We start from the raw sequence: 17941 nt of genomic DNA on the forward strand, positions 1-17941 counted from the left end.
CTTATTGGGTTCCGGTCGACACCTGCTTTCCCCAGCCGGCTTCCGGACCCCGGATGTTACACGGGTGGCGGTCGGCTGGCAGTGACGCCGGCGGCAAGGAATGTCGCAATCGACGACTTCAAGCGACCGGCGTCACCTTCCGGATCGAACCAGCGTGCGTCCAGTTCTCCACGCAGCCAGGTCATCTGACGCTTGGCGAGCTGGCGCGTGGCCTGGATCGCACGCTCGCGAAACTCGGCTGCGCTGAAGCGTCCATCGAGGTGCTCCCAGGCCTGCCGATAGCCGACCGCGCGTACCGCCGGCAGGTCGAGCGGTTGCGTGACCCGCACCATCTCCGGCAAGGCCCGCAGCGCCTGTACCTCGTCAAGGAATCCCTCCGCCAGCATCAGGTCGAAGCGGCGCTCGATCCGCGCATGCAAGACCGCGCGTTCACGCGGCGCCAACACCAGCTTGAGCACTCGCAGCGGCAGGCGCGGTGGTGGTGGCATTGCCTGCCAGGTGCTGATCGGACGCCCGCTCAACCGATAGACCTCCAGCGCACGCTGGATACGTTGCGGATCTGTCGCATGGATGCGTGCGGCGGCAACCGGATCGATCGTTGCCAGTTCGGCATGCAGCGCCGACCAGCCACGCTCGGCGGCCTCGGTCGCCAGTTGCGCGCGTACCGCCGGATCGGCCTGCGGCATCTGCGACAGCCCGGTCAGCAGCGAGCGAAAGTACAAGCCGGTGCCGCCCGCCAGAATCGGCAGGCGTCCGCGCGCCACGATGTCGTCGATCGCGGCGCGCGCATCGCGGGCGAAGTCTGCGGCCGAATAAGGACACCAGGGATCACAGACATTGATCAGGTGATGCGGCACCGCTGCCAGCATCGCCGCATCCGGCTTGGCTGCACCGATGTCCAGGCCGCGATACACCAGCGCGGAATCGACACTGACGATCTCGCCATTCCAGCGTTGCGCAAGCTCCAACGCCGCCGCGGTCTTGCCGCTGGCGGTTGGCCCCATCAAAGCGATGGCGAGGGGACGCGTGTCGTGCATGCCGGGTTGCGCGTGGATGCCGTCAGTTCCGTGCCGTCGGCGCGATCATTCGTCGTCGGGCCAGCGAATGCCGGCAGACGGCGACGGCGCAGTCGCCGTCTTCGGCGGGAGCGCCGCCAGTATCTTCAGCGCATCCACGGTGGCGGCAACGTCGTGCACGCGCAGGATCCTGGCGCCGCCCTGAGCGGCGATCAGATGCGCCGCCACCGAGCCATGCACACGCTCGGCCGGCACTTCGCGACCGGTCAATTCGCCGATGCTGCGCTTGCGCGACAAACCGGCCAGGATCGGCAGACCGAAACCTGCGAACCGCTCCAACTCGGCCAACAGCTGCATGTTGTGCGCCGTGGTCTTGCCGAAACCGAAGCCCGGATCGACCACGATCCGGCGCTTGTCGATACCGGCCATCTCGGCGGCGAAGATGCGCTCGGCCAGAAACCGGTGCACCTCGGCCACCACGTCGTCGTAATGTGGCGCGGCCTGCATCGAGCGCGGCTCGCCCTGCATGTGCATCAGCACCACCGGGACGCGCAGCTCCGCTGCAGCCTCCAACGCGCCAGGCGCACCCAGCGCGCCGATGTCGTTGATCATGCCGGCACCGGCGGCAACCGCCGCACGCATCACCTCCGGCTTGAACGTGTCGATGCTGATCGGGACCGCCGTCTGCGCCGCCAGTCGCTCGATCACTGGCAGCACCCGGCGCAGTTCTTCTTCAATCGTGACCGGCTCGGCACCGGGCCGGGTCGATTCGCCGCCGATGTCCAGGATCGCCGCGCCCTCTTCCACCAGCTGCAGGCCATGTGCGACCGCGGCCTCCACGCTGTCGTGGCGCCCACCGTCGGAGAACGAATCCGGCGTCACGTTGACGATGCCCATCACCTGCGGGCGATCCAGCGCCAGGACGCGCCCACCACAGTCCAGCACCGGCCGGGTATCGAACATCACTTGTCCTTCTTCTGCATGCGGATCACCTTGATCACGCTCAACAGGCAACCCAGCGCGATACCCACGCCGGTACCGAGTATCAGATTGTCGGCCAGCAGCCCAACGGTCGCACCCACGCAGGTGCCGATGATGATTTCCAGCGTGTAGGACGGCGTTCCGGTGGACGGCGGCGACATGGCGACCTCGTGATACGTCTCGGCATATTTTCGCCGAGTGGCGTCGGATTGCCTAATCGGCGGTGAAACCCTTTCCCCAAAAGCGAAGGGCGCGCATTTGACTGCGCGCCCTTGCGTTCCTGCTCGACCCGCAGACTCAGGTCTGCTCGGCCGGGCCGGTGATCGGTGGCAGCGGACGCGGGTTGCCCTTGTCGTTGCCACCGTCCTTGCCGGTCTTGTTCCAGCCCATCGGCGGCGGCGGCTCGCGGCCTTCCATGATCGCGTCGATCTGCGGCACGTCGATGGTCTCGTACTCGAGCAGCAGCTTGGACATCGAATGCAGCTTGTCCAGGTTCTCGGTGAGGATTTCCTTGGTGCGGGCGTAGGCCCTGTCCAGGATCGAGCGCACGACCTCGTCGATCTTGCGCGCGGTCTCGTCGGAGACGTTCTTGTGCTGGGTCACCGAGCGGCCAAGGAACACCTCGTCCTCCTGCTCACCGTAGGCCACCGGGCCCATTTCGTCGGACAGGCCCCACTTGGTGACCATGTTGCGCGCCATCTTGGTGGCCCGCTCGATGTCGTTGGAGGCACCCGTGGTGACCTTGTCCTCACCGAAGATCAGCTCCTCGGCGACGCGGCCACCATACAGCGAGCACAACTGCGACTCGATCGCGACCCGGTTCATCGAATACTTGTCGCCTTCCGGCAGGTACATCGTCACGCCCAGCGCACGACCGCGCGGAATGATCGTGACCTTGTAGACCGGGTCGTGCTCGGGCACCAGACGACCGACGATGGCATGACCGGCCTCGTGGTAGGCGGTGAGGGTCTTCTCCTCCTCGCTCATTGCCATCGAACGGCGCTCGGCGCCCATCAGGATCTTGTCGCGGGCACGATCGAAGTGGTCCATGCGGACCTCCTTCTCGTTGCCACGCGCGGCGAACAGGGCAGCCTCGTTGCAGAGGTTGGCCAGATCGGCACCGGAGAAGCCCGGGGTACCGCGTGCAATCACCATCGGCTCGACGTCGTCGGCCAGCGGCAGCTTGCGCATGTGCACGCGCAGGATCTGCTCGCGGCCCCTCACGTCCGGCAGGCCGACCACGACCTGACGATCGAAACGACCCGGGCGCAGCAGCGCCGGATCCAGTACGTCCGGACGGTTGGTCGCGGCGATCACGATCACGCCCTCGCCCCCCTCGAAGCCGTCCATTTCGACCAGCAACTGGTTCAGGGTCTGCTCGCGCTCGTCATGACCGCCGCCCAGACCGGCACCACGATGACGACCGACCGCATCGATTTCGTCGATGAAGATGATGCACGGCGCATGCTTCTTGGCCTGCTCGAACATGTCGCGCACGCGGCTGGCGCCGACGCCGACGAACATTTCGACGAAGTCCGAGCCGGAGATCGAGAAGAACGGCACCTTGGCCTCGCCGGCGATGGCCTTGGCCAGCAGCGTCTTGCCGGTACCCGGCTGGCCGACCATCAGGATGCCGCGCGGGATCTTGCCGCCGAGCTTGGTGAACTTGGACGGATCGCGCAGGAAGTCGACCAGCTCGCCGACCTCTTCCTTGGCCTCGTCGCAGCCGGCCACGTCAGCGAAGGTGACCTTGATCTGGTCTTCGCCCTGCAGCTTGGCGCGTGACTTGCCGAACGACATCGCGCCCTTGGCACCGCCGCCACCGCCCTGCATCTGGCGCATGATGAACAGCCAGAAGCCGATGATCAGGATGACCGGCAGGAAGTTCAGCACGATCGACCAGAAGCTCGGGCCGCTGGCCGGCTTGGCGCGGGTCATCTCGACCTTCTTGGCATACAGCACGTCGACCAGCTTGTCGTCGCGCGGGCCGTAGACCGTGCCTTCGCTGCCGTCGTTGCGCTTGAAGCGGATGGCGTTGACCGCAAACCCGCTCTCATCGGTGAAATCCACCGACTTGACCCGGCCGTTGTCCACGTCTTCCAGGAACTGGGTATAGCTGATCGAGTCGTTTCCGGTCCCGGCCGCCATGCGCGGCGAGAAGCTCTGGAACACCACCATCAGCACGACGGCGACGACCACCCACAGCAGCAGATTCTTGGTCAAGTCGTTCATCCTCATTGGCTCCGGTGTCCCTCTTCTCTCGTTTTTCTAAGGATCATTTGGTTTTTGGGCAGCTTACTTGATCTGAGCACGCTTGCCCTGACCGAGGGCGTAAACCTCGGGCGAGCGCTTGCGCGACGCCTGCGGCTTGCGGATGGACACCTTCTCGTAGCGCCGGCGCATCTCGCGGATGTAATCGTCGGACCCGACGCCCTGGAACAGCTTGATCAGGAACGCCCCGCCCGGCTTCAAGTGGTTGTCGGCGAAATCCATCGCCAATTCAGCCAGATGCATCATCCGCGGCTGGTCGACCGCGTCCATTCCACTCTTATTGGGGGCCATGTCCGACAGCACAAGGTCTACCGGCTGGCCACCCAACATTTCCTCGAACTGGGATAGGACGGCCGCTTCCCTGAAGTCGCCGTGAAGAAACTCCACGCCCGCCAGCGGCGGCATCTCCAGGATGTCCAGCGCCAGTACCCGGCCGCGCTCGCCCATCTGCTTGCGGACCTGCTGCGACCAGCCCCCGGGAGCGGCGCCGAGGTCGACCACGACCATGTCCGGCTTCAGCAGGCGGTCGCGCTCGAGTACCTCCTCCAACTTGTAGGCCGCACGCGAGCGCATGCCCTCGGCCTGAGCCTTCTTCACGAAGGGGTCGGAGAAATGTTCCTTGAGCCAACGCTGGCTGCTCTTGCTGCGGGAGGACATTGGCTGGCGGGACCTGAGGGGGTGCCATGATACCCTGAACCCCCTTGGCTTCCCCTTTTCCTGCATGTCTATTGCTCTCACATCCGCCCAGACCCGTTTCCTTCGCGGCCAGGCCCACGACCTCAAGGCGCTGCTCCAGACCGGCAGCAAAGGGGTCACACCCGCGTTCCTGACGGAGCTGGACGAAGTACTGGAGCAGCACGAGCTGGTAAAGGTGAAGGTCGGCGCGGACGATCGCGAGGTACGCGACGCGATGATCGCCGATATCGTTGAAAAGACCGGCAGCGCGCTGGTCCAGCGGATCGGACACACCGCCATCCTGTATCGCCCGAGCAAGGAAAAGCGCCACATCGTCCTGCCGCGCGCCTGAGTCGCCCCATGCTGCTGAGCCAGGAACATCCCGACTACACCTACGCGCTGCGTTCGGCCGATGGCCATCACGCCAAGGTCAACGAGCAGGTCCTGCACCGGAGCTTCGTCATCGCCCCGGATACACTGATCGAGACGTGGACCGAGGCGACGGCCGCGACATTGACGGCCACCGACATGGCGCCGTTGCTTGCGCTGAACCCGGCGGTCGTCCTGCTGGGCACCGGCGACCGCCAGGTGTTTCCCGCCGCCGAAGTGATGGCGGCCTGCCTGACCCGCGGGGTCGGCATCGAGATCATGGACAACGCCGCCGCCGCACGCACCTACAACGTGCTGGCGGGTGAAGGCCGGCGTGTGGCAGCGGCGTTTCTGATCACGTCCTGAACGCAAGGGCGGGTGCGGCGTCCTCTCGACGCCGCTGCCAAGCTTCGGCAAATGCGCGCCAAGGGGGGTGCCTAGGTTGGGCCACCCCATCCCGAGCAGGCGCTCATGGCCCAGATTTTTCTGCATATCGGCGGCGAAAAGACCGGATCGACCTATCTGCAGCACTGGCTGCACCGCAACGCCGATCGCCTGTTGCGATACCACGGCGTGCTCTACCCCACCGGCAAACCCTTGTGTATACGGCGCGCGCACTTCCCGCTGGCCGCCTCACTGTTGCCTCCACACGCACGTGATTTTCTGCCATGGAACGATGCGGAAATCGCGCTCACGCTGTTCGCCGATCTGCAACGGCAGTTGCAGCGCAGCGGCGCCCATACCCTGGTACTGAGTGCGGAGCACTTCGCCTCGCGCCTGGACGTGGCCGCGATCCGGCAGCTGCGCCGCCTGCTCGGCGCGCACGAGGTGAAAGTGCAGCTGTATGCACGCTGGCAGGACGAAGTCGCGCTGAGCCGATACGGCACCGGGCTGCGCAATGGCGAACGCGGCGGTTTCCGGCCCGGCAGGATCACCCTGCAGGACCGCGCCTATAACCCCTGGCGTGTGGCCTGCGACTGGATTTCGGTGTTCGGCGAGGAACAGGTCAAGGTCAAAGGCTATGCGGAAGCCACGCGCACGGGCCTGGCCTGCGACCTGCTGGACAGCCTGCACCTGCCACGCGAGGGCGGCTGGGAGAACGTCGCGCGCGCCAATGAACGGCTCGATCGCAACGAGACACGCCTGCTGCAGATGCTCAACCGCTACCTGCCCACCTGGCAGGAGGCGCTGCTGGCAGGCACCCCGGAACAGCATCGCCGTTCGGTGCGGCTGCGTGATCTCGCCCTGCGCCACTATCGCGCCCGCTACTGTGATCGCGGCGCGCCACTGTCGAGCCTGTTGGCGCAACACGATCGCGAGCAATTGCTGGCCCGGTTCGCCGATGACAATGCACGGCTGGCGCGCCGCTTTTCGATCGCCCCTCGCACCACCGGCGATGACCATGCCGACGCCGAAGCCCCCGCTCCACTCTGCGACGAAACGCTTGCGCACCGCCTGCGCGAAATCCTGGATGATGCGGGCCTGTGCCTGACCGGCGAGAGGATCGTGCCGCGCTGGCCGGCAGGCCTGCATCGCCTGCGTGCGGCGTGGCGGCGGCACGTCCCCGTCACCCGGCCGACGCGCCGGTATGGCGGCGCGATGGGCCTCTCAGCGATCGCCTCCACCCTGACGTCGCTGACTTATTGCTGGTACTGAACCCATCCGCTGCATCCCAGGGGAAATCGCAGCGGGACGAGCCTCACGCCACCAAGCACTTGCCGGGACTTACTCGTCACATCGTGGCGAGGCTTACTTCTTCGGCAGGTACAGCACCGGATCGACGGGCTTGCCGTTGTAGCGGATCTCGAAGTGCAACATGTCGCGGGATGCGCCGCTTCGGCCCATCTCGGCAATCTGTTGTCCCGCCTTGACGCTCTGCCCTTCGTTGACCAGGCGCTTGCGGTTGTGGCCATAGGCCGACAACCACTGCTCGTTGTGCTTGATGATGATCAACTCACCGTAGCCCACCAGGCCGTTGCCCGAATACACCACCACGCCGTCGGCGGCCGCACGCACCGCCTGGCCGCTGGCCCCGGCGATGTCCACGCCCTGCTTGGTCGTCTCGCCCTGGACGAAACTGCCGACCACTACGCCGTCGGCCGGCCAGCGCCAGTTGATGCCGCTATTGACCGGCGCAACCACCGGAGCCGCCGGACGCGGCGCGGTGCTCGCCCCCGACGTGGCAGCCGGCCTGGTCGCGCTGGCAGCCCCTGCCGGGTACAGCCGCAATGTCTGGCCGGGATAGAGCGTGTCCGGCGAGGACAGGCCATTCCAGGCACTGAGATCCTGCGGGGTGATGCCGGTGCGGCGCGAGATCGCATACAGCGTGTCGCCACGCTGCACGGTCACCGTGGCCCCTGGCTTGGGGACGGAGGCCTTCGGTGCGCTCGACGCGCCCGTACGACCGCCCGCGTTGGGGGAACGCACCACCGTGGCGCTGCTGCAGGCTGCCAGCGCGCCGATCAGCAGGAGCGCCGCTGCATGCCGCATGTCCATGCCTAGCTTCTGTTTCATCCGAACTTCGCCCTCCATACCAGCCAGCCGGCCAAGCCGAGCAACACCGCGCTCGCAATCCACCCCAGCGGTTCGATCCAACGGTGCAGCGCCGCTTCCGCACGCGCGCCACCCAGCCGGATCGCCCCTGCCACCAGATACACCCGCTTGCCGCGTCCGACCAGCATGCTCGCCAGGAACGGCAGCATGGGTACACCGACCACACCGGAAGCCCAGGTGAAGATCTTCAACGGGATCGGGGTGAAGCCCGCCAGCACCAGCAGCCAGAACGCACGCCAGGGCGACTCGGCGACCACCTGACGCAGGTGCGCCACCTGCTCATCGATCTTCGCGCTCCAGCCCAGCCATTCGATCAGCGGTTGCGCAGCGGCAAATGCGAAATGTCCGAGCAGGTAGCCCACCACCGCACCACTCAGCGAACCCAGCAGGCTCAAGGTGGCGAACCACAACGCGCGGCGAGGTTGCGCCAGCGACATCGGCGCCAGCATCACTTCGGGCGGAACCGGGAAGATGAAGCCTTCCGCCAGACTCAATCCGGTCAGCAGGGCCGGCGCGCGGCGGTGGCGGGACCAGCGAATGGCCAGGTCGTACATCGGCCCGAATATCTTCATCAAGGATTTCCGTTGAGTTCAGTCCAGCATGCCCGACAACAGCGGCACGAACGTGACCGGCGCCAGAACTTGCTGCTCGATACTACCGTCCTCGCCCCGGCTGATCTGCACCAGCGACTGGGTGCTGGCACCGCCGACCGGTGCCACCAGACGGCCGCCCACGGCGAGCTGCTCGACCAGTGCATCCACCAGCGCGGGCGCCGCGGCAGTCACCACGATCGCATCGAAGGGACCGTGCTCGGGCCACCCGATACGACCGTCATCGTGTTTGCTGCGCACATTCATGCCGAGCTGGCGGAAGCGCTTGCGGGCCTGTCGCAACAGGTCGCCGATGCGTTCCACCGTGTAGACCTCCAGCCCCAGCGCAGCCAGGATCGCGCCCTGGTAGCCCGAACCGGTGCCGACTTCCAGCACCTTTTTCGGCGCGGCTTCCAACACGGCCTCGGTCATGCGCGCCACCACCCACGGCTGCGAAATGGTCTGGCCATGGCCGATCGGCAGCGCGGTGTCCTCATAAGCACGCGAGGCCAGCGCTTCGTCGATGAACAGATGCCTCGGCACGATCCGTACCGCATTGAGCACGGACTCGTTCTGGATGCCGGCTTCGCGCAGACGCTCGACCAGGCGGTCGCGCACGCGCTGCGAGGTCATGCCGATGCCGACCGCCTCGGGCTGCAGGCGCAACCGCGGCGTCATGCCGGCTCGTCCAGGGCCGCGGTCAAGCCGCCGACCCAGCTCGCCACCTTTTCCAGCGCCTGGTAGCGGGTCAGATCGACCTGGATCGGGGTGATCGAGATGTAGCCGGTGCGCACCGCATGAAAATCGGTACCGGGGCCGGCGTCCTGCTCGGGACCGGCCGGGCCGATCCAATAGACGGTGCGGCCGCGCGGATCGCTCTGCGGGATGCACGGCTCGGAGCGATGCCGATTGCCGAGGCGAGTGACCTCGAAACCGCGCACCTCGCTCCACGGCAAATCGGGCACGTTGATGTTGAGGATGGTGTCGGCCGGCAGCGGATCGGCCTTCAGGCGTTTGACGATCTCCACCGCGGCGCGCGCGGCGGTCTGGTAGTGGTGCGCCTCGTGGTTGCGGGTGACCAGCGACACCGCCACCGCCGGCAAGCCGAGGAAGCGCCCTTCCATCGCCGCCGATACCGTGCCCGAATAGATCACGTCATCGCCGAGGTTGGCGCTGTTGTTGATGCCCGACACCACGATGTCCGGCTCGTATTCGAGCATGCCGGTCAACGCCAGGTGCACGCAGTCGGTCGGCGTGCCGGCGACGCTGCAGGTGTAGTGGTCGATGCGCTTGGTGCGGATCGGCAGATCCAGCGTGAGCGAATTGCTGGCGCCGGAGCGATCGCGGTCGGGGGCCACCACGGTGACCTCATGACCTGCGCGACGCAGTTCCTCGGCCAGGATGTTGATGCCGGGTGCGTCGACGCCGTCGTCGTTGCTTACGAGTACTCGCATGGGACCCCTCGGAAAACATCCCCATGATACCGGATGCGCCTGGCCCCATCCGTGCGGTTGCATGGCAGATCAGTGACGCTACCCTGTACGCATGTCGCATCCAGAAGACGAAGACGATGCCGCGCTGTTCCGTGCCGCCATCGGTGACGTGAAGCCGATCCGCGCCCCCGCATCCGTCGCCAACGAAAAACCCAAACCGCGCCCACGTGCGCGCATGGCCGAACGCGACGAGGCCGAGGCACTTGGTGAATTCGCCCGGATGCTGCGCGATTCCGCACCGCTCGAAGCCGGCGACACCGCCAGCTACCGTCGTGACCATCTGCCGCCGCGGTTGTTCCAACGACTCAAGCGCGGCCAGTTCTCGATCCAGGACGAATTGGACCTGCATGGCGCGACCGCCGCGCAGGCGGAGGCAATGCTGCGGCAATTCCTGGGCGAGGCGCACGCACACGAGTACGGCTGCGTACGGATCATCCATGGCAAGGGCTTGCAGTCCGATGGCGGTGCGCCGGTGCTCAAGAACCTCGTCGATCGGATGCTGCGCCAGCGCAACGACGTGCTGGCCTTCCATTCCGCGCCGCCGGCACAGGGCGGTACTGGTGCGGTGCTGGTGTTGTTGAAGCCGGCCTAGGGTATTGCCCGCGTTTCGTCGTTCCCGCACAGGCGGGAACCCCGCGACTCCCACTCCAACCGTTCCCCTGTCCTCATTCCTGCGAACGCGGGGATGACGACGGAACCATTTAGGTGAACGGGATGCACTCAGAGCGAGTGCGCATCCTCAACGGCACCCAGCTCATGCAGCAACGCGGTGGCATAACTGCCCGGCGGCAGCGAGAACGTCAACTCCAGCACACTCGCTTCGCGCCAAGTCCAGGCCAGATCAGCCACCTGCAGCCGTAGCGAACGCCGCTCCTGCTTCAACTCGGCCTGCTCCAGACCCTGCCGTATCCTCCGCGAAACCTCATCGCCGAGCGCAGCCAGTTCGGTTTCGGCGGAGGCGGCGGTCGCACGCAGCTCACCCTCGCCCCAGAGCGGCCCGCTCGGATGGATGTCGAACGCGGCCAGCCGCTGCGCCAACACCTCGCTCCACGGCTCGGGGCCGAACACGCTGCGGCTGCCGGCGAGCATCCAGACTTCACCCTCCAGAGCGGCGTCCCAACTGCCCTGCGCAACACGCTGCGACAGCACCCGGTTGAACAACTCCGAGCGTGCCGCCGACAGCAGAATCGAGCGCTGCTCGCGCTTGACCCGACGCCCGCCGAACATTGCCAGTGCCTGTGCGACATTGCCGCCGCCACGACCGAAGCGTTGTTCGCCAAACCAATTGGGGATGCCACGCGCGGCTATCTGTTTGAGCCGCGCATCGATCTGCGCCTGATCGCCCTGCGCCTCGCGCAACACCAGGGTGAACCGGTTGCCGGCCAACGCGCCGCGCGGCAACTTGCGGTTGTGCCAGACGCTGTGGCGGACCTGCAGGCTCCCGTCCTGCAGTGTTTCCAGATCAGGCGCGACGCGACGCGGCAGGTGCACGCTGAAACGCTGCGTGGTGACGGCGTGGCGATCCTTCAGGCCTGCATAGCCGATACCGACCTCACCGATCCCGGCCCATTGAGCCAACCGTCGCGCGACCTCGGCGGTGTTGAGCCCGCGCTTCTCGACAGTCAGCAGCAGGTGTTCGCCCTCACCGTGCGGCTCGAATCCGTCGATCTCATCGACCTGGAAATCCTCGGCCTGCGTGCGGATGCGCGCACTGAGAACCGATGTGCCGAATGCACGCGGCAACGCCTCGCTCATGCCTTCACCAGCAGCACGATCGCCTGCGCCGCGATGCCTTCGCCGCGTCCGGTGAAACCAAGCTTCTCGCTGGTGGTGGCCTTGACGCTGATGCGATCTGGCTCGAGCGCCAGAACCTCAGCAATCCGCTCGCGCATCGTCAACGCATGCGGTCCCACCTTGGGGCGCTCACACACCACGGTGACGTCGGCATTACCCACCTGCCAGCCACGCTCGCGCAGCAGGCCATCGCAATGAGCAAGGAACTGCGTGCTGTCGGCACCCTTCCAGCGCTCATCGGAAGGCGGGAAATGCTGACCGATATCGCCCAGGGCCAGCGCCCCAAGCATCGCATCGCACAGTGCGTGCAGCACCACGTCGCCGTCGCTGTGGGCGAGCACGCCCTGACTGTGTGGCACGCGCACGCCACCGAGCATGATGTGGTCGCCCTCGCCGAAGGCATGTACGTCATAGCCCTGGCCAATGCGGAAATTCAACGCGGTCATGCAGTTACCTGTCAGAAACGGGGGCGGGTCAACCGCCACGCCGGGAAAGTTCGAATTCGAAGCGCGCCAGGTCGGCGGGCGTGGTGACCTTGAAGTTGCCCTCGGCGCCTTCAACCAGCAACGGCCGCAAGCCGAGCCGCTCCATCGCCATTGCTTCGTCGGTGACCTGCACGCCTGCCGCAGCAGCCTCCTGCAGGGCACGCACCAGTTGATGTCGACGAAACAGCTGCGGGGTGAACGCGCGCCACAGCCGCTCGCGTGGCTCGGTGATGTCGATGCCACCATCGTCGCCCGCACGCTTGAGCGTGTCGCGCACCGGCGCGGCGAGGATCGCACCAACCGGATCACCGCGACCGGTTTCCAGCAGCCGGTTCAGATCCTCGATCGCCAAGTTGGGTCGGGCAGCATCGTGCACCAGCACGAAGTCGTCGGAGCGCACCGTATCAGGCAGCGCGAGCAGACCCGCCAGCACCGAATCGGCGCGGCTGGCACCGCCTGTGCAGGTCAGCACCGGCTTGCCCGCCACCTCGCTCCAGCCAGGCCAGTCGGCATCGTCTTCGGAAATCGCCACCATCAACCCAGCCACCGCCGGATGCATGGCCAGCGCCTCAAGCGCATGTGCGATCAACGGCCGGCCGGCGGCGAGCAGGTACTGCTTGGGCATCGGCCCACCGAAACGGGTGCCACGGCCAGCGGCCGGGACCACCGCCCACACCGATGTCCTCATGGCTGTTCGCCAGGCGCAGGAGTAGCAGGCGCTGCGTCAGCGCTCGCCGGCGCGTGCGGAGCGGCGACCGGTGCATCCTCGACCACGCGATAGAACTTCTCGCCCGGCTTGATCATGCCCAGTTCGCTGCGCGCGCGCTCCTCGATGGCCGCCTCGCCTTCCTTCAGATCCTTGACCTCGGCAGCCAACGCCGCATTGCGCTGGCGCAGGCCTTCGTTGTCGCGCTTCTGATGCGCGACCTGGGCTTCCAGCATCATCACCTCGCCGGAATTACCCGTGCCGAACCAGAAGCGGTACTGCAGCAAAGCCAGCAGTACCGCCAGCACCAGCAGCAGCCAGCGCCAGTTGCGCACGACTCAGCGCTTGAGCGAGACGAACGCGTTACGGCCGGCGTAGCGCGCGTTGCTGCCGAGCGCTTCCTCGATACGCAGCAACTGGTTGTACTTGGCCACGCGATCGCTGCGGCACAGCGAGCCGGTCTTGATCTGGGTCGCGGTGGTCGCCACGGCGATGTCGGCGATCGTGGTGTCCTCGGTCTCGCCGGAACGGTGCGAAACGATCGCCGCGTAGTTGGCGTGGTGCGCCATCGCGATCGCTTCCAGCGTCTCGGTCAGCGTGCCGATCTGGTTGACCTTGATCAGGATCGCGTTGGCGGTGCCGGACTCGATGCCTTCCTTGAAGATCTTCGGGTTGGTCACGAACAGGTCGTCGCCGACCAGTTGCACCTTCTTGCCGATGCGATCGGTCAGCAGCTTCCAGCCGGCCCAGTCGTTCTCGGCCAGGCCATCTTCGATGCTGATGATCGGGTACTGGGCAGCCCAGTCAGACAGGAAGTCGACGAACTGCTCGGAGGTCAGGCGCTTGTTCTCGCCGACGAGGTTGTACTTGCCGTTCTCGTAGAACTCGCTGGAAGCCACGTCCAGGCCGAGCAGCACGTCTTCACCGGCGGTGTAACCAGCCTTGCCGATCGCTTCCAGGATCGTGTCCAGCGCTTCCACATTGCTGCGGAAGTCCGGAGCGAAACCACCCTCGTCGCCGACCGCCGTGCTCAGGCCGTGGCCCTTCAGCACCGACTTCAGCGAATGAAAGATCTCGGTGCCGGCGCGCAGCGCTTCGGAGAACGAGGTGAAGCCGACCGGCAGCACCATGAACTCCTGGAAGTCGACGTTGTTGTCGGCATGCGCACCGCCGTTGATGATGTTCATCATCGGCACCGGCAGCGCGATGTCCGATTCGGTGATCGTCGACAGGTACTGCCACAGCGACTGCTTCTTCGATGCCGCCACGGCATGCGCGGCGGCCAGCGACACGCCCAGCAGCGCGTTGGCGCCCAGGCGGCCCTTGTTCTCGGTGCCGTCCAGGTCGATCAGGCGGCGATCCAGGCCCTGCTGGTCGGCGGCATCAAAGCCCTTGACCGCACCGGCGATCGCGTCATTGACGTTCTCGACCGCCTTGCGCACGCCCTTGCCCAGGTAACGGGTCTTGTCGCCGTCGCGCAGTTCGACGGCCTCCTTGGTGCCGGTCGAGGCACCCGACGGCACCAGAGCGCGGCCGAACGAACCATCTTCCAGCGTAACTTCCGCTTCCAGAGTGGGATTGCCGCGGCTGTCGAGGATCTCGCGGGCGTGGATCTTGGCGATGTTGGTCATAGGTCCGATCGGTTGCCAGAAAAGGGGGAAACGCCGAAACGCCCGCGATTATCGCCGGCGTGCGCGCCAAAGCCAAATGCAAGCCGGCGTGCCGGGCATTCCGTGCAGGCATATGAACACGGATAAAAAAGGCCCGGAACCAACGGCTCCGGGCCTTTGATCACACAGCATGGCGCATCTCGTCAGGCAAACCGCTCGAAACCGTGCTTCTTGGTGACCGCATCCAGTTCCAGCAGCGTTTCCAGCAATGCTTCCATCTGATCCAGCGGCCATGCGTTGGGGCCATCGGACAGCGCCTTGGACGGATCCGGATGCGTTTCGGCGAACAGACCGGAGATACCCACCGCCACCGCGGCCTTGGCCAGCACCGGCACGAACTCGCGCTGACCACCGGAACTGCTGCCCTGCCCGCCCGGCAACTGCACCGAATGCGTCGCATCGAACACCACCGGACAACCGGTATCGCGCATCACCGCCAGCGAGCGCATGTCGCTGACCAGGTTGTTGTAACCGAAGCTGGCGCCGCGCTCGCAGACCATGATCTGCTCGTTGCCGGTCGACTTGGCCTTGTCCACCACCGGCTTCATGTCCCAGGGCGACAGGAACTGGCCCTTCTTGATGTTGACGGGCTTGCCGGCCGAGCAGACGTTCTTGATGAAGTCGGTCTGGCGCACCAGGAATGCCGGGGTCTGCAGCACGTCGACGACCGCGGCGACCTCGTTCATCGGGGTGTATTCGTGCACGTCGGTCAGCACCGGCACGCCGATCTGCTTCTTCACCGCCTCCAGCACTTTCAGGCCTTCTTCCAGGCCGGGGCCGCGGAAGCTGGTGCCCGAGGTGCGATTGGCCTTGTCGAAGCTGGACTTGAAGATGAAATTCACCCCGAGCTTGGAGGTGATTTCCTTCAGCGTGCCGGCAGTATCCAGCTGCAGCTGCATCGACTCGATCACGCAGGGACCGGCAATCAGGAACAGCGGCTGGTCGAGGCCGACTTCGAAACCACAGAGCTTCATCGAATCACCTGTCATCTAAAGCCCCTCTCCCGGCGGGAGAAGGGTTGGGGTGAGGGTAAGGGGCGAAGCCCCCGAGAAATTGGATACGTGAAGTTTCGCCCGTATCCTCATTCGCCCCTTCGGGACACCTGCTCCTTGGACGGAGCAGGCACCAAGGCCTTACGCCCGCGCTTCCTTCAAAAGCTTGCCGCCCGCCTTTTTCTCACGCGCAGCGCGGATGAAACCGACGAACAGCGCGTGACCATCACGTGGCGTGGACAGGAACTCCGGGTGCGCCTGGCAGGCCAGGAACCACGGATGCACCTCGCGCGGCAGCTCGACCATCTCCACCAGCGTGTCGTCCATCGACTTGGCGGCGACCACCAGACCGGCATCTTCCAGTTGGGTGCGGTAGCGATTGTTGAACTCGTAGCGGTGACGGTGGCGCTCGGACACCACGTCCTTGCCGTACAGCTCACGCGCCAGCGTGCCCGGCTTGAGGCGCTGCTCCTGCAGGCCCAGGCGCATGGTGCCGCCCAGATCGGACTTCTCGTCGCGCTTCTCGACTTCGCCACTGGCGGTGCGCCACTCGGTGATCAGGCCGATCACCGGGTTCGGCGACTGGCGGTCGTTCTCGGTGCTGTTGGCATCCTCCAGCCCGGCGACATGGCGGGCATAGTCCACCACCGCCGCCTGCATGCCGTAGCAGATGCCGAAGTACGGCACCCGATGCTCGCGTGCGTACTGCGAGGTCAGCACCTTGCCTTCGAAACCACGGTCGCCGAAGCCGCCCGGTACCAGGATGCCGTCGACATCGCGCAGCAGCGCCATGTCGGTGCCTTCCAGTTCCTGCGCCTCGATCCATTTCAGGTTGACCTTGGTGCGCTGGCGCAGACCGCCGTGCTTGAGCGCCTCGCCGACCGACTTGTAGGCGTCCTGGTGGTCGACGTACTTGCCGACCACGGCAACGGTGACTTCGTCGAGCGGATGCTTGACCGCATCCACCACCGCCGCCCATTCGGACAGATCGGCCGGACCGGCCTTGCCGCGCAGCTTGAACTGATCGATGACGATCTCGTCCAGGCCCTGGCGATGCAGTTCCAGCGGCATGCCGTACAGCACGTCGATGTCGGCGCAGCTGATCACCGCGCGCTCGGGAACGTTGGTGAACAGCGCGATCTTGCGGCGCTCGGAGTCGGGGATGGCCTGCTCCGACCGGCACAGCAGCACGTCCGGCTGGATGCCGATCGAGCGCAGTTCCTTGACCGAGTGCTGGGTCGGCTTGGTCTTCAGCTCACCGGCCGCGGCGATGTACGGCACCAGCGTCAGGTGCATGAACATCGCGCGCTCGGCGCCACGCTCGGTGCGGACCTGGCGGATCGCCTCCAGGAACGGCAGCGACTCGATATCGCCGACGGTGCCGCCGATTTCGACCAGCGCCACATCGAAGCCTTCGGTGGCCTCGTCGATGCAGCGACGGATCTCGTCGGTGATGTGCGGGATCACCTGCACGGTCGCGCCCAGGTAGTCGCCGCGGCGCTCCTTGCGGATCACGTTCTCGTAGATCCGGCCGGTGGTGACCGAATTCTTGCGACTCAGGCGCGTGCGCAGGAAGCGCTCGTAGTGCCCCAGGTCCAGGTCGGTCTCGGCACCGTCATCGGTGACATAGACCTCGCCGTGCTGGAACGGGCTCATCGTGCCCGGGTCGACGTTGATGTAGGGGTCCAGCTTCATCATCGTGACCTTCAGGCCACGTGCTTCGAGGATGGACGCAAGCGAAGCGGCCGCGATGCCCTTGCCAAGCGAGGACACCACGCCGCCGGTAACAAAAATAAGGGGGGTCATGATCGGGGACTCCCGGAAAGCCATAGTTTAACGGGTGGAGCCGGGATGCCCAAGCACCCCGACCGGTATTGACGCAAAAAAAGACGCCCCGGCCGGAGCCGGGGCGTCCGTGAAGCGATCAGGCCGGCGTCAGAACGAGGGCTTTCCTTCCTCTTCCTCGACGCGGCTGCTGAGCTTGCCATCCTTCTCGGCCTTGGATTTCTCCGCGGCGGCGGCGGCACGGCGCTGGGCCTTGCGCTCGGCCTCGCTCTGGGCCTTCTGGTCGGCCTGCTGCTGCGCGGCGGCACCCTGCTCCTTGGCCTGCGGCGGGGTCGCACTCTGCGCCAGCACCATCGGTACGGCAGCAATTGCCGCCAGCCCTGCCGCCAGCATCAGAACATTCTTGAGTTTCATCACTGCACCTCCGTATTCGGCCTGTCCCCGTAATGGGGGCGGCACCTCTGGAAATCCACGCCAGCCTAGTCCCTGGTGCCCCCATCGGCACTGAACGCGCGCCTGGTCGCGTGCAAAAAAACCTCCCAGACCGCACACTTGCGCGTC

21 protein-coding genes are annotated in these 17941 nt (G+C 65.9%); 4 read left to right on the forward strand and 17 right to left on the reverse strand.

The window, feature by feature from the left end; all coding sequences use genetic code 11:
* Positions 1-56 precede the first annotated feature (56 nt).
* The 5 genes from miaA to rlmE form a co-directional block, all read right to left on the reverse strand.
* Complete coding sequence (gene miaA, locus AC3WJE_RS04945; RefSeq protein ID WP_493729666.1) at positions 57-1037, reverse strand: tRNA (adenosine(37)-N6)-dimethylallyltransferase MiaA; 981 nt, start codon at positions 1035-1037, stop codon at positions 57-59.
* A gap of 45 nt (positions 1038-1082) precedes the next feature.
* On the reverse strand, positions 1083-1979 hold the full coding sequence (folP, locus tag AC3WJE_RS04950; RefSeq protein WP_493729667.1) for a dihydropteroate synthase: 897 nt from the start codon (positions 1977-1979) through the stop codon (positions 1083-1085).
* Positions 1979-2158: a hypothetical protein gene (locus tag AC3WJE_RS04955; protein WP_493729668.1), complete on the reverse strand. Its 180-nt coding sequence runs from the start codon at positions 2156-2158 to the stop codon at positions 1979-1981. The genes folP and AC3WJE_RS04955 overlap by 1 nt, the downstream gene beginning before the upstream one ends.
* Before the next feature lie 136 nt (positions 2159-2294).
* Entirely contained in the window at positions 2295-4229 is a 1935-nt protein-coding gene (gene ftsH / locus AC3WJE_RS04960) for an ATP-dependent zinc metalloprotease FtsH (RefSeq protein ID WP_493729669.1), read from the reverse strand.
* 63 nt (positions 4230-4292) lie between these two features.
* The gene (gene rlmE / locus AC3WJE_RS04965; protein WP_493729670.1) at positions 4293-4925 is read right to left on the reverse strand and encodes a 23S rRNA (uridine(2552)-2'-O)-methyltransferase RlmE; all 633 of its coding nucleotides are present in this window, start codon (positions 4923-4925) and stop codon (positions 4293-4295) included.
* Here rlmE and yhbY point away from each other — a divergent pair.
* The 3 genes from yhbY to AC3WJE_RS04980 all read left to right on the forward strand — a co-directional run bounded on the left by yhbY (position 4888) and on the right by AC3WJE_RS04980 (position 6968).
* Positions 4888-5295, forward strand: coding sequence for a ribosome assembly RNA-binding protein YhbY (gene yhbY, locus AC3WJE_RS04970; protein WP_493729671.1), 408 nt, complete (start codon positions 4888-4890; stop codon positions 5293-5295). The two genes, rlmE and yhbY, sit on opposite strands and share 38 nt — an antisense overlap.
* Positions 5296-5303: 8 nt before the next feature.
* Positions 5304-5678: an Mth938-like domain-containing protein gene (locus AC3WJE_RS04975; RefSeq protein ID WP_493729672.1), complete on the forward strand. Its 375-nt coding sequence runs from the start codon at positions 5304-5306 to the stop codon at positions 5676-5678.
* 105 nt (positions 5679-5783) lie between these two features.
* Entirely contained in the window at positions 5784-6968 is a 1185-nt protein-coding gene (locus tag AC3WJE_RS04980; RefSeq protein ID WP_493729673.1) for a hypothetical protein, read from the forward strand.
* Between the two features lie 93 nt (positions 6969-7061).
* Here AC3WJE_RS04980 and AC3WJE_RS04985 read toward each other — a convergent pair whose 3' ends face one another.
* From AC3WJE_RS04985 to surE, 4 genes are read right to left on the reverse strand one after another with little or no spacing between them, the layout of a single operon-like run.
* Positions 7062-7826, reverse strand: coding sequence for a peptidoglycan DD-metalloendopeptidase family protein (locus AC3WJE_RS04985; RefSeq protein WP_493729674.1), 765 nt, complete (start codon positions 7824-7826; stop codon positions 7062-7064).
* Positions 7823-8437 carry a YqaA family protein gene (locus AC3WJE_RS04990; RefSeq protein ID WP_493729675.1) on the reverse strand — a complete coding sequence of 205 codons (615 nt, stop codon included), beginning with the start codon at positions 8435-8437 and terminating at the stop codon, positions 7823-7825. Before AC3WJE_RS04990 ends, AC3WJE_RS04985 begins: the two co-directional genes overlap by 4 nt.
* An 18-nt stretch (positions 8438-8455) precedes the next feature.
* On the reverse strand, positions 8456-9133 hold the full coding sequence (locus AC3WJE_RS04995) for a protein-L-isoaspartate(D-aspartate) O-methyltransferase (protein WP_493729676.1): 678 nt from the start codon (positions 9131-9133) through the stop codon (positions 8456-8458).
* Positions 9130-9909, reverse strand: a complete 780-nt coding sequence (surE, locus tag AC3WJE_RS05000; RefSeq protein ID WP_493729677.1) for a 5'/3'-nucleotidase SurE — start codon at positions 9907-9909, stop codon at positions 9130-9132. The genes AC3WJE_RS04995 and surE overlap by 4 nt, the downstream gene beginning before the upstream one ends.
* Positions 9910-10000: 91 nt before the next feature.
* Between surE and AC3WJE_RS05005 the strand changes: the two genes are divergently transcribed.
* Complete coding sequence (locus AC3WJE_RS05005) at positions 10001-10540, forward strand: Smr/MutS family protein (RefSeq protein WP_493729678.1); 540 nt, start codon at positions 10001-10003, stop codon at positions 10538-10540.
* A 128-nt stretch (positions 10541-10668) separates the two neighbouring features.
* Here the strand turns inward: AC3WJE_RS05005 and truD are convergent, their stop codons facing one another.
* The 8 genes from truD to AC3WJE_RS05045 form a co-directional block, all read right to left on the reverse strand.
* Positions 10669-11703: a tRNA pseudouridine(13) synthase TruD gene (gene truD, locus AC3WJE_RS05010; protein ID WP_493729679.1), complete on the reverse strand. Its 1035-nt coding sequence runs from the start codon at positions 11701-11703 to the stop codon at positions 10669-10671.
* Positions 11700-12188, reverse strand: a complete 489-nt coding sequence (ispF, locus tag AC3WJE_RS05015; protein WP_493729680.1) for a 2-C-methyl-D-erythritol 2,4-cyclodiphosphate synthase — start codon at positions 12186-12188, stop codon at positions 11700-11702. The genes truD and ispF overlap by 4 nt, the downstream gene beginning before the upstream one ends.
* A gap of 28 nt (positions 12189-12216) precedes the next feature.
* Complete coding sequence (gene ispD / locus AC3WJE_RS05020; RefSeq protein WP_493729681.1) at positions 12217-12915, reverse strand: 2-C-methyl-D-erythritol 4-phosphate cytidylyltransferase; 699 nt, start codon at positions 12913-12915, stop codon at positions 12217-12219.
* Positions 12912-13268 carry a cell division protein FtsB gene (gene ftsB / locus AC3WJE_RS05025; protein ID WP_493729682.1) on the reverse strand — a complete coding sequence of 119 codons (357 nt, stop codon included), beginning with the start codon at positions 13266-13268 and terminating at the stop codon, positions 12912-12914. The genes ispD and ftsB overlap by 4 nt, the downstream gene beginning before the upstream one ends.
* 3 nt (positions 13269-13271) lie before the next feature.
* Positions 13272-14564 (reverse strand): phosphopyruvate hydratase, encoded by a 1293-nt coding sequence (gene eno, locus AC3WJE_RS05030; RefSeq protein WP_493729683.1) that lies wholly within the window; start codon positions 14562-14564, stop codon positions 13272-13274.
* 182 nt (positions 14565-14746) lie between these two features.
* The gene (kdsA, locus tag AC3WJE_RS05035; protein ID WP_493729684.1) at positions 14747-15592 is read right to left on the reverse strand and encodes a 3-deoxy-8-phosphooctulonate synthase; all 846 of its coding nucleotides are present in this window, start codon (positions 15590-15592) and stop codon (positions 14747-14749) included.
* 144 nt (positions 15593-15736) lie between these two features.
* Positions 15737-17401 carry a CTP synthase gene (pyrG, locus tag AC3WJE_RS05040; RefSeq protein ID WP_493729685.1) on the reverse strand — a complete coding sequence of 555 codons (1665 nt, stop codon included), beginning with the start codon at positions 17399-17401 and terminating at the stop codon, positions 15737-15739.
* Between the two features lie 129 nt (positions 17402-17530).
* Entirely contained in the window at positions 17531-17794 is a 264-nt protein-coding gene (locus tag AC3WJE_RS05045) for a hypothetical protein (RefSeq protein ID WP_493729686.1), read from the reverse strand.
* Positions 17795-17941: the final 147 nt, after the last annotated feature.

Source organism: Pseudomonas sp. GW821-FHT07E12 (genome assembly GCF_058986605.1).

Coding starts and splice junctions, on each gene's coding strand:
- miaA (WP_493729666.1), bottom strand. CDS start 1,037: ATGCACGACACGCGTCCCCTCGCCATCGCTTTGATGGGGCCAACCGCC.
- folP (WP_493729667.1), bottom strand. CDS start 1,979: ATGTTCGATACCCGGCCGGTGCTGGACTGTGGTGGGCGCGTCCTGGCG.
- AC3WJE_RS04955 (WP_493729668.1), bottom strand. CDS start 2,158: ATGTCGCCGCCGTCCACCGGAACGCCGTCCTACACGCTGGAAATCATC.
- ftsH (WP_493729669.1), bottom strand. CDS start 4,229: ATGAACGACTTGACCAAGAATCTGCTGCTGTGGGTGGTCGTCGCCGTC.
- rlmE (WP_493729670.1), bottom strand. CDS start 4,925: ATGTCCTCCCGCAGCAAGAGCAGCCAGCGTTGGCTCAAGGAACATTTC.
- AC3WJE_RS04975 (WP_493729672.1), top strand. CDS start 5,304: ATGCTGCTGAGCCAGGAACATCCCGACTACACCTACGCGCTGCGTTCG.
- AC3WJE_RS04980 (WP_493729673.1), top strand. CDS start 5,784: ATGGCCCAGATTTTTCTGCATATCGGCGGCGAAAAGACCGGATCGACC.
- AC3WJE_RS04985 (WP_493729674.1), bottom strand. CDS start 7,826: ATGAAACAGAAGCTAGGCATGGACATGCGGCATGCAGCGGCGCTCCTG.
- AC3WJE_RS04990 (WP_493729675.1), bottom strand. CDS start 8,437: ATGAAGATATTCGGGCCGATGTACGACCTGGCCATTCGCTGGTCCCGC.
- AC3WJE_RS04995 (WP_493729676.1), bottom strand. CDS start 9,133: ATGACGCCGCGGTTGCGCCTGCAGCCCGAGGCGGTCGGCATCGGCATG.
- surE (WP_493729677.1), bottom strand. CDS start 9,909: ATGCGAGTACTCGTAAGCAACGACGACGGCGTCGACGCACCCGGCATC.
- AC3WJE_RS05005 (WP_493729678.1), top strand. CDS start 10,001: ATGTCGCATCCAGAAGACGAAGACGATGCCGCGCTGTTCCGTGCCGCC.
- truD (WP_493729679.1), bottom strand. CDS start 11,703: ATGAGCGAGGCGTTGCCGCGTGCATTCGGCACATCGGTTCTCAGTGCG.
- ispF (WP_493729680.1), bottom strand. CDS start 12,188: ATGACCGCGTTGAATTTCCGCATTGGCCAGGGCTATGACGTACATGCC.
- ispD (WP_493729681.1), bottom strand. CDS start 12,915: ATGAGGACATCGGTGTGGGCGGTGGTCCCGGCCGCTGGCCGTGGCACC.
- eno (WP_493729683.1), bottom strand. CDS start 14,564: ATGACCAACATCGCCAAGATCCACGCCCGCGAGATCCTCGACAGCCGC.
- kdsA (WP_493729684.1), bottom strand. CDS start 15,592: ATGACAGGTGATTCGATGAAGCTCTGTGGTTTCGAAGTCGGCCTCGAC.
- pyrG (WP_493729685.1), bottom strand. CDS start 17,401: ATGACCCCCCTTATTTTTGTTACCGGCGGCGTGGTGTCCTCGCTTGGC.
- AC3WJE_RS05045 (WP_493729686.1), bottom strand. CDS start 17,794: ATGAAACTCAAGAATGTTCTGATGCTGGCGGCAGGGCTGGCGGCAATT.